The following is a 13,149-nucleotide window of genomic DNA, read 5'->3' on the forward strand; positions in this document are numbered from 1 at the left end:
GCGGGTCACCGCATCGGATCGCCGCCGGCCCCGGCGATCCGGTGCAGCCGCAACGCCAGCTGCAACTCCAGCGCGCCCGCCGGTGACGACCAGTCCGGGCCGAGCAGTGCGGCGATCCGGTCCAGCCGCTGCGCCACCGTGTTCACGTGGACGTGCAGCGAATCCTTGGCCCGCGCGAGGTTTCCGCCCGCGGCGAAGTAGCACTCCAGCGTTTTCACCAGTTCCGTGCCCCGCCGGGCGTCGTAGTCGAGCACGGGCCCGAGCACCGACCGCACAAAACCGGCGGTGTCGGCCCGATCTCCCAGCAGGACCCCGACAAAACCGAGTTCCGCCGCCGTGGCGCCGTCGCCTTCACGCCCGAGCGCGAGCATCGCGCGCAGGCAGCGCGCGGCTTCCGCGTGCGCGGCGGCCAGCCCGGCGGGACCGGCGGCCGGTCCGGCGGCGGCCACCGTCACCGGTCCACCGGCGGGCCCGGCCAGCATCGACGCCAGCTTGCCGGGATCGGCGGCGGCCTCCTTCGGCGGCACGAACGCGACCACCTGTTCCGCGTGCAACCCGGCCAGCGCCGCGTGCCCGGCGACCGCCGCCGCCAGCCTGCCGCGTGAACACGCGTCGGACTGCAATACCAGCACCACGTGCCCAGCCCCGAGATCCACCCCGACGCGCCTCGCCCGGTCGATCAACGCCTCCGGATCGCGGTCGGGCGCGGTGAGCAGATCGGCGACCAGCTCGCCCCGCACCCGGTCCTCGGCCTCCGCGGTGGACCGGCGCAACAGCAGCAGAAGCGCGGTCACCACGCTGGCCCGCTCGAACAACCGCCGGTCGGCGTCGGCCAGGTCCGCGCGCCCGGTGAGCGTGATGCTGCCGAGCAGCTCGGGACCGGCGAGCACGGCACAGGTCCACACGCCGTTCTCGGCCACCGCGCGCCCGCTCACCTGCGACGCGGCGACGGTGTCCGCGGACGGCGGCCCGGCTGGCGTGCCGGACCGGCCGAGTTCGGCACCCGTCGAGTCGTGCACGGTGATCCCGCCGTCCAGCACCCCGGCCACCGCTTCGGCGACCTCGCGCACCCCGCTGCCACCGAGCACCAGCGCGGTCAGCCGGTCGTGTGCCTCCTGCGCCCGCGCGATCGTCGCGTGGTGTTCCTGGATGGTCTCGATCAGCCGCGCGTTGTCGATCGCGATGGCGGCGTGGTCGGCCAGCGACGACAGCAGCGCCACCTCGGACGGCGAGAACCGCCGGGTGCGGCGGTCGGAGGCGTAGAGCACGCCGATCACCTCGTCGCCGAGCGCCAGCGGCACGCCGATGATCGCGATCAGCCCTTCGTCACGCACCGCTTCGTCGATCGGCCCGGTGTGCCGGAACCGCGGATCGGTCGGGTAGTCGGCGGTGGCGTACGGCCGCGCGGTCTGCGCGACCAGCCCGCCGAGGCCCTCGCCCATGCCCAGCCGCAGCGCCTTGAACAACGCCGAAGTGCAGCCGTCGGTCACCCTCATGTACGTGCCGCCGGTGCCGGGGCGGTTCATGCTCAGGTACGAAACGTCCGCCCGCAGCAGCATCCGCGCCCGGTGCACGATCGACTGGAGCACCGCGTCGGTGTCACGCAGCCGGGCGAGGTCGCTGGCGGTGTCGAACAACGCCGCCAGCTCAGCCTCGCGCCGGGTGTGCCCGGCGAGCGTGGCGTGGATCCGCAGGGCCGCCTCGGTGGCCCGCGGATCCGCGCCCGCCGCCGCCAGTTCCTGCGCGCTCGCCCCGGCGGCGATCAGGTCCAGCAGCTCCGCGCTCATCCGGTCATGGTGTCACCGGTGCGCGGTCCTCGCGTACCGGTCGCGCCGCCTCGTCGTCGCTCAGCGAGCTGCCCTTGGTCTCCTTGGCCAGGTAGACCGCGACGATGGTGAGCACGCAGGTGGCCGCGACGTAGATCGACACCGGCAGGCTGCCGCCGAAGTCACGCAGCATCGCGGTGGCGATCAGCGGGGCCAGGCCACCGGCCAGGATCGAGGCCAGCTGGTAGCCGATCGACGCACCCGAGTACCGGACCCGCGTGCCGAACAACTCGGAGAAGAACGCCGCCTGCGGCCCGTACATCGCGCCGTGCAGCACCAGGCCGACGGTGGTCGCCAGCACCATCACGCCGAACGACTTGGTGTCCAGCATGGCGAAGAAGACGAACGACCAGACCAGCATCGCGCCCGCGCCGAACAGGTACACCGCGCGGCGGCCGAACCGGTCGGACAGCGCGCCCCACACCGGGATCGTGACGAAGTGCACCGCCGAGCCGATCAGCACCGCGTTCAGCCCGACGCCCTTCGGCATCTCCAGCCCGACGGTGATGTAGACCAGGATGAACGCGGTCAGGATGTAGTAGGAGACGTTCTCCGCGAAGCGCGCGCCCATCGCGATCAGCACCTCGCGCCAGCTGTGCTTGAGCACGGTCACGATCGGCGCCTTCTCCACCTTGCCGCCCGCCTTCTTCGCGGCCTCGACAAAAACCGGCGACTCCTCGACCGACAGCCGGATCCACAGCCCGATCGCCACCAGCAGGCCGGACAGCAGGAACGGGATCCGCCAGCCCCACGACTCGAACGCGGCGTCGGTCTGCACGGAAGCGAGAATCGCCAGCACGGCGGTGGCGAGCAGGTTGCCGCCGGGCGCGCCGGCCTGCGGCCAGGACGCCCAGAACCCGCGCCTGGCCGGGTCACCGTGCTCGGAGACGATCAGCACCGCCCCGCCCCACTCCCCGCCGAGCGCGAAGCCCTGCACCAGCCGCAGCACGGTGAGCAGGATCGGCGCGGCCACGCCGATGGTGGCGTAGGTGGGCAGCAGGCCCATCGCGAAGGTGGCGCCGCCCATCAGCAGCAGGCTCAGCACCAGCAGCTTCTTGCGGCCGATCTTGTCGCCGTAGTGGCCGAACACCAGCCCGCCCAGCGGCCGCGCGACAAAGCCGATGGCGTAGCTGCCCAGCGCGAACAGCGTGCCGGTCAGCGGGTCCGAGCCGGGGAAGAACAGCTTGTTGAACACCAGGGTCGCGGCCGAGGCGAAGAGGAAGAAGTCGTACCACTCGATGGTCGTCCCGACCAGGCTGGCGCCGACGATCTTGACGATCTTGCGGCGCGGCGGGGACTCGGTTTCAGCCATGGAAAATCACCACTTCTTTGTGGGGGAACGGGACGGTTAAGCGGCGGTCCAGCCGCCGTCGAGCGGAACGGAGGCACCGGTGAGGTACCCGGCCGCGTCACCGCACAGCCAGGTCACCACCGCGGCGACCTCCTCGGGTTCGATCAGCCGCTTGATCGCGGTACGGCGGAGGAACACCTCGTCGAGCACCTCGCCCTCGCCGATGCCGTGCCGCTCGGCCTGCGCGCGCACCTGGCCCTCGACCAGTGCCGTGCGCACGTAACCCGGGTTGACGCAGTTGCTGGTCACGCCGTGCTCGGCGCCTTCGAGCGCGGCGACCTTGCTCAGCCCTTCGAGCGCGTGCTTGGCCGACACGTAGGCGGCCTTGCCCGCGCTCGCCCGGAGACCGTGCACGCTGGAGACGGCGACCAGGCGGCCCCAGCCTCGGCGGTACATCGCGGGCAGGCAGTGGCGCATCAGCCGGAACGGGACGCCCACCATGAGCTCGTGCATCGCGGCGAACCGCTCCGGCGGGAACTCGTGGATCGGCGCAACGTGCTGCACTCCCGCGTTGTTGACCAGGATGTCGACGTCGTCGGGCAGCGCCTCGACCGCACCGGGCGCGGTGAGGTCGGTGACGTGCGCGATGGCGCCGGTCTCGGCGGCCACCTCGGCGGCCTGGTCCGCGTGGCGGTCGGCGAAGTGCACCTTGGCCCCGGCCGCGGTCAGCGCGGCCACGCAGGCCCGGCCGATGCCCGCCGCGCCCCCGGTGACCAGCGCGGTGCGGCCGCGCAGCGTGGGCTCGTTCATGGCACGGAACGCTACGAGGCGGCCGTGGCCCTGACCATGTGTGCGACGGCCACAGCGGACCGGGGTTTCATGGGGCTACCCCACAGGTAGGCCCACTACGGCAGGGTCAGGATCTCCGCGCCGGTCTCGGTCACCACGATGGTGTGCTCGAACTGGGCGGTCCACTTCTTGTCCTTGGTGGTGACCGTCCAGTCGTCGTCCCAGATGTCGTACTCGATGGTGCCCAGCGTGATCATCGGCTCGATGGTGAAGGTCATGCCCTGCAGGATCTCCGTGGTGACCGAGGGCTCCTCGTAGTGCAGCACCGTCGGCGCGGTGTGGAACGCCGGGCCGACGCCGTGGCCGGTGAAGTCCCGCACCACGCCGTAGCCGAACCGCTTCGCGTACGACTCGATCACCCGGCCGATCACGTTCAGCTGCCGCCCCGGCCGCACCGCCTTGATCGCGCGCATGGTCGCCTCGTGCGTCCGCTCCACCAGCAGCCGCGCCTCCTCCGAGACGTCGCCGGCCAGGAAGGTCGCGTTGGTGTCGCCGTGCACGTCCCCGATGTACGCGGTCACGTCGATGTTGCAGATGTCCCCGTCCTCGATCACCGTCGAGTCGGGGATGCCGTGGCAGATCACCTCGTTCAGCGAGGTGCAGCACGACTTCGGGAAGTTCCGGTAACCCAGGGTGGACGGGTAGGCGTGGTGGTCGAGCAGGAACTCGTGCACCACCTTGTCCACGTCGTCGGTGGTGGCGCCCGGCTTGACCGCCTTGCCGCCCTCCTGCAGCGCCTGCGCGGCGATCCGGCTGGCCACGCGCATGGCCTCGATCACCTCGGGGGTGCGGACCCCGTTCCCGGTGTCGCGCTTGGGGGCCGGCCGGTCCACGTACTCGGGACGCTTGATGGACGCGGGAACGGCACGGCGCGGCGACTGCACACCGGGCTTCAGAGGGGCACGCTGGGACATGCCCCCAGCCTACGACTTCAGCCCAGCGCGGTGAGGAACCGGTGCGCCGCCTCCACCGCGAGCGCCGACGAACCGGCCCCGGTGAGCAGCACGGCGAAGGCCAGGTCGCCGGAATACCCCACGAACCAGCCGTGCGCGTTGCTGCCGTCGCCGTACTGCGCCGTCCCGGTTTTGCCCCGGACCCCGGGCAGGTCGCGCAGCGCCGTGCCGGTGACCACCTCGCGCATCATGCCGCGCAGCGCGTCGAGCACCTCCGGGCGCACCGGCGCGCCCAGGTTCTTCGCCTCGGTCACCGCACCACGCAGCAGGGACGGCACCGGGATCCGCCCGGCCGCCACCGTCGAAGCCACCACCGCCATGCCGAACGGGCTGGCCAGCACGGTGCCCTGGCCGAAGCCGTTCTCCGCCTGCTGCACGATGCTGCCCGCGGGCGGCACCGAACCGGTGATCGTGGTCAGTCCCGGGATCACAAAATCCGCCCCGATCCCCAGGTCCCGGGCGGAATCGGTGAGCGCCATCGCGGGCAGCTCGGTGGACAGCCTGGCGAAGGTGGTGTTGCACGACTGCGCGAAGGCCTGGCTCAACGGCACGGTGCCGAGCGCGAACCGGTCGTTGTTCGGGATCAGCCTGCCGTCGACCACCGTGGTGGCCGGGCAGTCCACCGGGGTGTCCGCCGTGACCTTGCCCGCGGCCAGCCCGGCGGCCGCGGTGACGATCTTGAACGTGGACCCCGGCGGGTACCGGCCGGTCAGCGCGATCGGGCCCTGCTGGTCGGCGGGCGCGTTCTGCGCCACCGCGAGCAGTTCGCCGGTCGACGGCTGCAACGCCACGATCATCGCCGCGCCCGGCACCGGCTCCAGCGCCCGCTCCCCCGCCTCCTGCACACGACGGCTGATCGTGGTGGTCACCGCGTCGGCCGGTTTCGCCTCCCGCGCGTGCAGTTCGGCGACCTCGCCGCCGCCGGGGTCGGTGGTGATCACGCGCCAGCCCGCGCCACCGGCCACCTGTTCCTCCACAGTGGACCGGATGGCCGGCAGCAGCTGCTCCGCCAGCGACGAGTCCACCGGCAGCAGGCGGCGCTGCTCGCCGAACCGGAGGCCGGGCAGCTCGTAGATGACCGGCTTCACCTTCAGGTAGTCGCCCTGGCGCAGCGTGGCCACCGGGTACGCCCGCCCCGCCGCCTTCGCGCCCTCCACAATGGACTGTTCGGTGATGCTCGCGTCGAGCGGGTTCAGCGCCGCGGCCAGCGGCCCGGCCGTGGTGGCGGCGTGTGCCGGGTCGAGCACCACGGCCACCACCGTCTCCGGCTCCAGCAACGCCTGCCCGTCCCGGTCGAGCACCGGCGCCTGCCGTGGTGTCTCCACCCGCAGCGCGAGCTGCTGCCGGGCCGCGAGTCCGGGGTGGACCGCCGACGGCAGCCACCGCACCTTCCAGGTTTCGTCCACGGTGTACAGCTCGGCGTCGGCGGTGTAGGACCAGACGCGCCCGTGCGGCAGCCGCCAGTCGAGCCGGTAGCGCGCGGCCGCCGGACTGGACTGGCCGACGTGCTCGATGGTGTGGTCGACGCGTTCCGGCTCCAACGCCGTCCGGGCCTGGTCGAGCGTGGCCTTCGCGGACTCCGGGGCGTCGGTCAGCGCCGCCGCGGCCGCGGTGTCGCCCGAAGCGAGCGCGGCGAGGAACTGCTCGGTGATCTCACGCGGGCCGTCGGCGAACAAGGCGCACCCGGCCAGCCCGGACGACAGCAGCACCGCGGCCACCCCGGCCGCCACCCCACGCCAAACCCGCACGACCAGCAGTATCACCGCTGCTCAGGCGCTCAGGCCGAAGCGACACCCGTCGTGTCGGAGAACCGCACGTGCTCCGGCGCGTGCGTGGCGACCATCTCCGCCAGCCGGTCACCGCGGTAGTGCCTGGCGTCCACCAGCACGGTGTGCTCGCCGACCACCGCTTCGACCGCGCCCGGCGGCCCCGGCCGCACGGTCACCGACGTCAGGTCCTCCCAGGCGGCGAACTCCTTGCCCACCCGGATCCCGGCCGCGTTGACCAGCAGCGCGACCCGCGAACCGCGGTACCAGCCGAACACCGCCGGCAGCACCAGCGCCGGCGGCACGGTGGCCCAGAACCCCAGCGTCAGCGCGCACAGCACGGCGATCGCCGCGAAAACCACCAGCAGCGCGGCGGTCAGCAGCCGGGCCCTCGGCTCGGGCGGCTTGAGCGCGGAGTACCGCTTGCGGTCGTCGGCCATCATCCGGATGGTCGCCATCGTCGACATCAGCGCACCGCCATCAGAAGAGCACCGTCGCGTAGCTCCCGACCTGCTGGAACCCGATCTTGCGATAGGCGGCCAGCGCCGGGTCGTTGTAGGCGTTGACGTACAGGCTCGCCGTGCGGCCCATGCCGCGCACCAGCCGCGAGACCACCGCCGCGGTGCCCTTGGTGCCCAGCCCGTGCCCGCGGCGGTCCGGCCGCACCCACACGCCCTGGATCTGGCCCACGGTCGCCGACAGCGCGCCGATCTCGGCCTTGAACACCACCTCGCCGTTCTCGAACCGGGCGAAGGCGCGGCCACCGGCGATCAGCTCGGCCACCCTGGCGCGGTAGCTGGCCCCGCCGTCCCCGGCACGCGGGTCGATGCCGACCTCTTCGATGAACATGGCGATCGCGGCGGGCAGGTACCGCTCCAGCTCGTCGGGACGGACCGCGCGGACCAGGTGGTCCGGGGTGCACGCGGGCGGCGAATCCAGCGCGAGCAGCGGCTGGTCGTGCCGCACCTCCCTGGCCGGGCCCCATTCGGTGGCCAGCTCGTCCCACAGCCCGAGCACCTGGTCGGCCGGGCCGACCAGCGAGGAGCAGGTGCGCTGGCGGCGCAGCGCGCGATCGGCGAAGGACCGCAGCGCCGAGGCGTTCCCGCGCAACGGGATCAGGTTCGGCCCGGAGAAGCACAGGCCCTGGATGCGGCCGGAGCGCAGCGGGCGCGAATCGGCGGCCCACAGCTCGCCACCCAGGCGCCACGGATCGAGCCCGGCCACTTCGACCCGGGCGCTCACCATGCAGCTGCCCACGGGATCGGCGGCCAGTGCGGCGCGGACCGCCGGAAAGTCCCGATCATCGAGGAGCCGCGCACCTGCTAGCCGCAACACCCCTTCAGCCTGCCAGACAACCGCCGGGAGCGGAAAGCGAACCGGCCGGGCGGCCCGGCCGGTTTCACCCTCTCGGCCCTGGTCTCAGGCCCCGCGGTAGGTGCCGAAGGTCCAGCTGTTGCCCTCCGGATCGGCGATCGTCACGTTGCGCGAGCCGTAGTCGGTCTCGTACGGCTCGGTCAGGACCTTGGCGCCGGCCGCTTCCGCACGCTTGTGGACGGCGTCGGGGTCCTCGGTCACCACGTACAGCCACTGGCTGCCGGCCTGCGGTTTCGGCAGGCCCTTCGTGTCCAGCATGGAGCCGTACATCACACCCCCGCCCTCCGGCCACCTCAGCTCACCGTGGGCGATCGACACGCCGTCGTCCCCGCGCACAGTCATCGTCTCGGTGAAGCCGAACACCTCGGTCAGGAAGACCCTCGCGGCTTCGGCGTCGTCGTACTTCAAACCGGGCCACACGCCCGGGCCGTTGAGTTCGCTCATGCGCTCAGTCTGCGAGCGGATCGGTCCCGCCGGCTTGGAGAAACGGGAGCTCCTCGGCGATCCAGCGGCTCGGCGGGCACCCCGCCAGCGAACGCCATTCGTTGGTCATGTGCGCCTGGTCGTAGTAACCCGCCAGGGCGGCGACGTCGGCGAGGCTGCGCCACCCGCCCGCGCGCAGCAGGTCCCCGCTGCGCTCGAACCGCATCAGCCGCGCCGCCTGCTTCGGCGGCACACCGACCTCGCGCGCGAACCGTTCGCTGAAGTGACGCCTGCTCCAGCCGATCTCCTCGGCGAGTTCGGTCACCCCGACCCCGCCGTGCCCGGCGACCATCGACCGCCACGCCCACTGGATCTCGGAAACCAGCGTGACCGGCGCGACCGCCGCCGCCAGCTCGCGGTCCAGCAGGTCGAACCGCGCCGCCCAGTCCGGCAGCTCCCGCAGCCGCGCGGGCAGGTCGCGCCCCCAGCGCACGGGCAGCTCACCGGCGTCCACTGTGGTCGAAGCGAGTTCGGTGGCCGGAACGCCGAGCAGGGCCCGCACCCCGAGCGGGTTCAGCTCGAGGTGCAGGCCCTGCTGGTAGGCGTCCTGTTCGATGAGCACCGGCCCCAGGTGCAGGCCGCCGACCACGCAGTGGCGGTGCAGCGGGCCGTGCTCGGCACCCGGCCCGGCGACCACCCGGACCGGTTCGGCCAGGCTGATCACCAGCGTCACCGAGCGCGACGGCAGCCCGCGGTGCACGGCCAGCGTCACGCCGTGCTGGGTGTAGCCGATGTAGCGCCGCACCAGCTGCCGCAACGCCGGGTGCGGCAACCGGGTGGCCCACTGGTCGCTCACCCGGCCAGGGTAAACCCGCTACCCGACGGTGACCGTCGGTTCGCCCGCCCCGGCCGTCTCGCCCGACTCCTCGGCGATGCGCATGGCCTCTTCGATCAGCGTCTCCACGATGGCGTGCTCGGGCACGGTCTTGATCACCTCGCCCTTGACGAAGATCTGCCCCTTGCCGTTGCCCGAAGCCACGCCGAGATCGGCCTCGCGCGCCTCGCCCGGCCCGTTGACGACGCAGCCCATCACCGCGACGCGCAGCGGCACCTCCATGCCCTCGAGACCGGCGGTGACCTGCTCGGCGAGCGTGTAGACGTCCACCTGCGCGCGTCCGCACGACGGGCAGGAGACGATCTCCAGCTTGCGTTCCTTGAGGTTCAGCGACTGCAGGATCTGGATGCCGACCTTGACCTCTTCGACCGGCGGCGCCGACAGCGACACGCGGATGGTGTCGCCGATGCCCTGGCGCAGCAGCGCGCCGAAGGCCACCGCGGACTTGATGGTGCCCTGGAACGCCGGGCCCGCCTCGGTCACGCCCAGGTGCAGCGGGTAGTCGCACTGCTCGGCGAGGAGCTCGTAGGCCCGCACCATGACCACCGGGTCGTTGTGCTTGACCGAGATCTTGATGTCGTGGAAGTCGTGCTCGGCGAACAGGCTCGCCTCCCACAGCGCCGACTCGGCGAGCGCCTCCGGGGTGGCCTTGCCGTACTTGTCCATGATCCGCTTGTCCAGCGAACCGGCGTTCACCCCGATCCGGATCGGCGTGTTGTGGTCCTTCGCCGCCTGCGCGATCTCCTTGACCTGGTCGTCGAACTTGCGGATGTTGCCGGGGTTGACCCGGACCGCCGCGCAGCCCGCTTCGATCGCGGCGAAGACGTACTTCGGCTGGAAGTGGATGTCGGCGATCACCGGGATCTGCGACTTCTTCGCGATCGCGGGCAGCGCCTCGGCGTCGTCGGCGCTCGGGCAGGCCACGCGGACGATGTCACAACCGGCCGCGGTCAGCTCGGCGATCTGCTGCAGGGTCGCGTTCACGTCGGCGGTCAGCGTGGTGGTCATCGACTGGACCGAGATCGGGTGCTCACTGCCCACACCGACCGGACCGACCTTCAGTTGGCGGGTCTTGCGGCGCTCGGCGAGCACGGGCGGCGGAAGGGCGGGCATTCCAAGCGCGACTGTCATCGATTCCTCTGCGAATCCTCAGCGGCTATGACACCCCACACGATACCGGCGCGCCCGCACCCGGCGGCGGCCGAGTGCGGGCGGCGGAAGGGTCAGCGCAAGCCCCTGAACTGGGGGTTTCTAATTGGACATGATGCGGATCGGGTTGACGATGTCGGCCGTCACGGTGAGCAGGACCACCGCGCCGCCGAGGAAAACCAACACCATCGTGACCGCGGACAACTTTGTGTAGTCCACCGGGCCGCCCGCCGCCTTCCCGCGCAGCTTGCGGAAGAAGTCGCGCACGCGCTCGTACCAGACCACGGCGATGTGCCCGCCGTCCATCGGCAGCAGCGGCAGCAGGTTGAACACGCCGACGAAGAAGTTCAGGCTGGCCAGCAGGAGCAGGAAGATCTCCCACAGCCCGTGCTCGACCGCCTCACCGCCGATCCGGCTCGCGCCCACCACGCTCATCGGCGTCTCCGGGTCGCGTTCGGCGCCGAAGATCGACTCGACCACCGCCGGGATGCGCTGCGGGAACTCGACGATCCGCTGCCAGGTCTGCACGAACATGTCGCCGGTGAAGGAGGCCGCGCCGCCGATGGCCGCGATCGGGCCGTAGTGCAGCACGGCGTCTTCCTGCTGCTTGGCCGCGCCGATCGCGCCACGCAGCTCGGTGCCGGCGGAGCCGTCCGCCTTGGGCCGGACCACCTTCGGCACGTCCACGTTCAGCACCAGGGTCTGGTCGCCGCGCTTGACCTCGATCGGCGTCGGCCCGCCGGCCGCGCCGATGGTCTTGAGCATGTCGTCCCAGGTGGGCGTGGGCGTGCCGTTGATCGACATGATCTGGTCACCGGGGAGCATCCCGGCTTCGAGCGCGGGCGCGCGGTCACCCGGCTGGCAGACCGGGTTGTTGTTCTCCTGGATGGTGGCCGCGTCGCGCACGCACTGCGAGACCGCGCCGATCACCGGCGCCGGGCTCCGGTCCAGGTTGGGCAGGCCCATGGTGATCGCCATCAGGTAGAGCACCACAAAACCGAGGATGAAGTGCGTCACCGAGCCCGCGGCCATCACCACGGTGCGCTTCCAGGTCTTCTGCCGCCACATCGCGCGCGGGGCCTCGTCCGGGGTGACCTCGTCGAGCGCGGTCATGCCGGCGATGTCGCAGAAGCCGCCCAGCGGGATCCACTTCAGGCCGTACTCGGTCTCCCCGCGGCGGAACGAGAAGACCGTCGGCCCGAAGCCGACGAAGTACCGCCGGACCTTCATGCCGAAGGCCTTGGCGGTGATCATGTGGCCGGCTTCGTGCAGGGCGACCGAAACGCAGATGCCCAGCGCGAACAGCGCCACTCCGAAAATGTAGGCGAGCACGCCCTACTTCCCTCCGGCCCGGTTGATCTCCGCGGCGCGGGCACGAGCCCACTGCTCCGCGGCCAGCACGTCCTCGACGTCGCGGGGTTCGCGCCGCCAGTCGTCGGCGGCGTCCACCACCTGGGCAACAGTGTCCACGATGGAGGTGAAGCGGGCGTTCTGCGCGCGGAAGGCGGCCACCATCACCTCGTTCGCCGCGTTGTAGACCGCGGGCACGCAGCCGCCGGCCACGCCCGCGCTCCTGGCCAGCTCGACGGCCGGGAAGGCGGCGTTGTCCAGCGGTTCGAAGGTCCACGCGGCGGCCTGGGTGAAGTCGCAGGCCGGCGCGGCACCGGGCACCCGGTCCGGCCAGTTCAGCGCCAGCGCGATCGGCAGCCGCATGTCCGGCGGGCTCGCCTGGGCCAGCGTGGAGCCGTCGGTGAAGGTGACCATCGAGTGCACGATCGACTGCGGGTGCACCACCACCTCGATGTCGGCGTAGGGCACGCCGAACAGCAGTTGCGCCTCGATCAGCTCCAGCCCCTTGTTGACCAGGGTGGCCGAGTTGATGGTGACCACCGGGCCCATCGCCCAGTTCGGGTGCGCCAGCGCCTGGTCCACGGTGACGTGCTCGAGTTCGTGCCGCGGCCGCCCGCGGAACGGGCCACCGGAGGCGGTCAGCACCAGCTTCGAGACCTCCTCGGCGCGGCCGCCGCGCAGCGCCTGCGCCAGCGCGGAGTGCTCGGAATCGACCGGCACCAGCTGGCCGGGCTTGGCCGCGGCGAGCACCAGCGGGCCGCCCGCGATCAGCGACTCCTTGTTGGCCAGCGCGAGCGTGGCGCCGGTTTCCAGCGCGCGCAGCGTCGGCTCGAGGCCCTGGGAGCCGGGCATGCCGTTGAGCACCACGTCGGCGGGCACGTTCGCGATGAGTTCCGTCACGGAATCGGCGCCCGCGTAGATGCGCGGCAGGCGGTATTCACCCCGCGAGTAGCCGCGGCGCTGGGCCTCGGCGTACAGCGCGAGCTGCAGGTCCTCCACGGCTGTCGGCTTGATCACCGCGATGGCCTCGGCCTGGTGGGCGATGGCCTGCGCGGCGAGCAGCGCCGGGTCGGACCCGCCGGCGGCGAGGCCCGCGACCCGGAACATCCCGGGGTTGCGCTCGGCGACGTCGAGGGCCTGGGTGCCGATCGAACCGGTGGATCCGAGCACGAGGAGGCGGCGCGAAGTAGTCATCGCCGACGATTATCGCGGACTCCCGGCGCGGGGCGGTCGGCGCGGTGTGGGATCATCTCGGTTGCCGGAGTCAGTGTGG

General features: G+C 71.9%; 12 protein-coding genes. All 12 read right to left on the reverse strand.

Annotated features, from left to right (window positions below; genetic code table 11):
• Positions 1-5: 5 nt before the first annotated feature.
• The 12 genes from A4R43_RS18450 to dxr all read right to left on the reverse strand — a co-directional run bounded on the left by A4R43_RS18450 (position 6) and on the right by dxr (position 13,070).
• Positions 6-1,787, reverse strand: coding sequence for a helix-turn-helix domain-containing protein (locus A4R43_RS18450; RefSeq protein WP_113693464.1), 1,782 nt, complete (start codon positions 1,785-1,787; stop codon positions 6-8).
• Between the two features lie 4 nt (positions 1,788-1,791).
• The gene (locus A4R43_RS18455; RefSeq protein WP_113693465.1) at positions 1,792-3,138 is read right to left on the reverse strand and encodes an MFS transporter; all 1,347 of its coding nucleotides are present in this window, start codon (positions 3,136-3,138) and stop codon (positions 1,792-1,794) included.
• Between the two features lie 36 nt (positions 3,139-3,174).
• Positions 3,175-3,927: a 3-hydroxybutyrate dehydrogenase gene (locus A4R43_RS18460; protein WP_113693466.1), complete on the reverse strand. Its 753-nt coding sequence runs from the start codon at positions 3,925-3,927 to the stop codon at positions 3,175-3,177.
• Between the two features lie 95 nt (positions 3,928-4,022).
• On the reverse strand, positions 4,023-4,880 hold the full coding sequence (gene map / locus A4R43_RS18465; protein ID WP_113693467.1) for a type I methionyl aminopeptidase: 858 nt from the start codon (positions 4,878-4,880) through the stop codon (positions 4,023-4,025).
• A 17-nt stretch (positions 4,881-4,897) separates the two neighbouring features.
• Positions 4,898-6,667, reverse strand: coding sequence for a penicillin-binding transpeptidase domain-containing protein (locus A4R43_RS18470; protein ID WP_236809111.1), 1,770 nt, complete (start codon positions 6,665-6,667; stop codon positions 4,898-4,900).
• 29 nt (positions 6,668-6,696) lie between these two features.
• Positions 6,697-7,152, reverse strand: a complete 456-nt coding sequence (locus A4R43_RS18475; RefSeq protein WP_113693468.1) for a hypothetical protein — start codon at positions 7,150-7,152, stop codon at positions 6,697-6,699.
• Between the two features lie 13 nt (positions 7,153-7,165).
• Complete coding sequence (locus A4R43_RS18480) at positions 7,166-8,020, reverse strand: GNAT family N-acetyltransferase (RefSeq protein WP_113693469.1); 855 nt, start codon at positions 8,018-8,020, stop codon at positions 7,166-7,168.
• 84 nt (positions 8,021-8,104) lie between these two features.
• Complete coding sequence (locus A4R43_RS18485; RefSeq protein ID WP_113693470.1) at positions 8,105-8,503, reverse strand: VOC family protein; 399 nt, start codon at positions 8,501-8,503, stop codon at positions 8,105-8,107.
• A 4-nt stretch (positions 8,504-8,507) separates the two neighbouring features.
• Positions 8,508-9,338 carry a helix-turn-helix domain-containing protein gene (locus A4R43_RS18490; protein ID WP_113693471.1) on the reverse strand — a complete coding sequence of 277 codons (831 nt, stop codon included), beginning with the start codon at positions 9,336-9,338 and terminating at the stop codon, positions 8,508-8,510.
• 18 nt (positions 9,339-9,356) lie between these two features.
• A complete protein-coding gene (ispG, locus tag A4R43_RS18495) occupies positions 9,357-10,508 on the reverse strand; it encodes a flavodoxin-dependent (E)-4-hydroxy-3-methylbut-2-enyl-diphosphate synthase (protein WP_113693472.1) in 1,152 nt (383 codons plus the stop codon).
• A 120-nt stretch (positions 10,509-10,628) separates the two neighbouring features.
• Positions 10,629-11,858, reverse strand: coding sequence for a M50 family metallopeptidase (locus A4R43_RS18500; protein ID WP_113693473.1), 1,230 nt, complete (start codon positions 11,856-11,858; stop codon positions 10,629-10,631).
• Between the two features lie 3 nt (positions 11,859-11,861).
• Positions 11,862-13,070, reverse strand: coding sequence for a 1-deoxy-D-xylulose-5-phosphate reductoisomerase (dxr, locus tag A4R43_RS18505; protein WP_113693474.1), 1,209 nt, complete (start codon positions 13,068-13,070; stop codon positions 11,862-11,864).
• Positions 13,071-13,149 lie beyond the last annotated feature (79 nt).

This window comes from Amycolatopsis albispora, from assembly GCF_003312875.1.
Lineage (GTDB): Bacteria > Actinomycetota > Actinomycetes > Mycobacteriales > Pseudonocardiaceae > Amycolatopsis > Amycolatopsis albispora.

Excerpts from the sequence above, each read along its gene's own strand:
- A4R43_RS18450 (WP_113693464.1), bottom strand. The coding sequence starts at position 1,787 with ATGAGCGCGGAGCTGCTGGACCTGATCGCCGCCGGGGCGAGCGCGCAG.
- A4R43_RS18455 (WP_113693465.1), bottom strand. The coding sequence starts at position 3,138 with ATGGCTGAAACCGAGTCCCCGCCGCGCCGCAAGATCGTCAAGATCGTC.
- A4R43_RS18460 (WP_113693466.1), bottom strand. The coding sequence starts at position 3,927 with ATGAACGAGCCCACGCTGCGCGGCCGCACCGCGCTGGTCACCGGGGGC.
- map (WP_113693467.1), bottom strand. The coding sequence starts at position 4,880 with ATGTCCCAGCGTGCCCCTCTGAAGCCCGGTGTGCAGTCGCCGCGCCGT.
- A4R43_RS18475 (WP_113693468.1), bottom strand. The coding sequence starts at position 7,152 with ATGTCGACGATGGCGACCATCCGGATGATGGCCGACGACCGCAAGCGG.
- A4R43_RS18485 (WP_113693470.1), bottom strand. The coding sequence starts at position 8,503 with ATGAGCGAACTCAACGGCCCGGGCGTGTGGCCCGGTTTGAAGTACGAC.
- ispG (WP_113693472.1), bottom strand. The coding sequence starts at position 10,508 with ATGACAGTCGCGCTTGGAATGCCCGCCCTTCCGCCGCCCGTGCTCGCC.
- dxr (WP_113693474.1), bottom strand. The coding sequence starts at position 13,070 with ATGACTACTTCGCGCCGCCTCCTCGTGCTCGGATCCACCGGTTCGATC.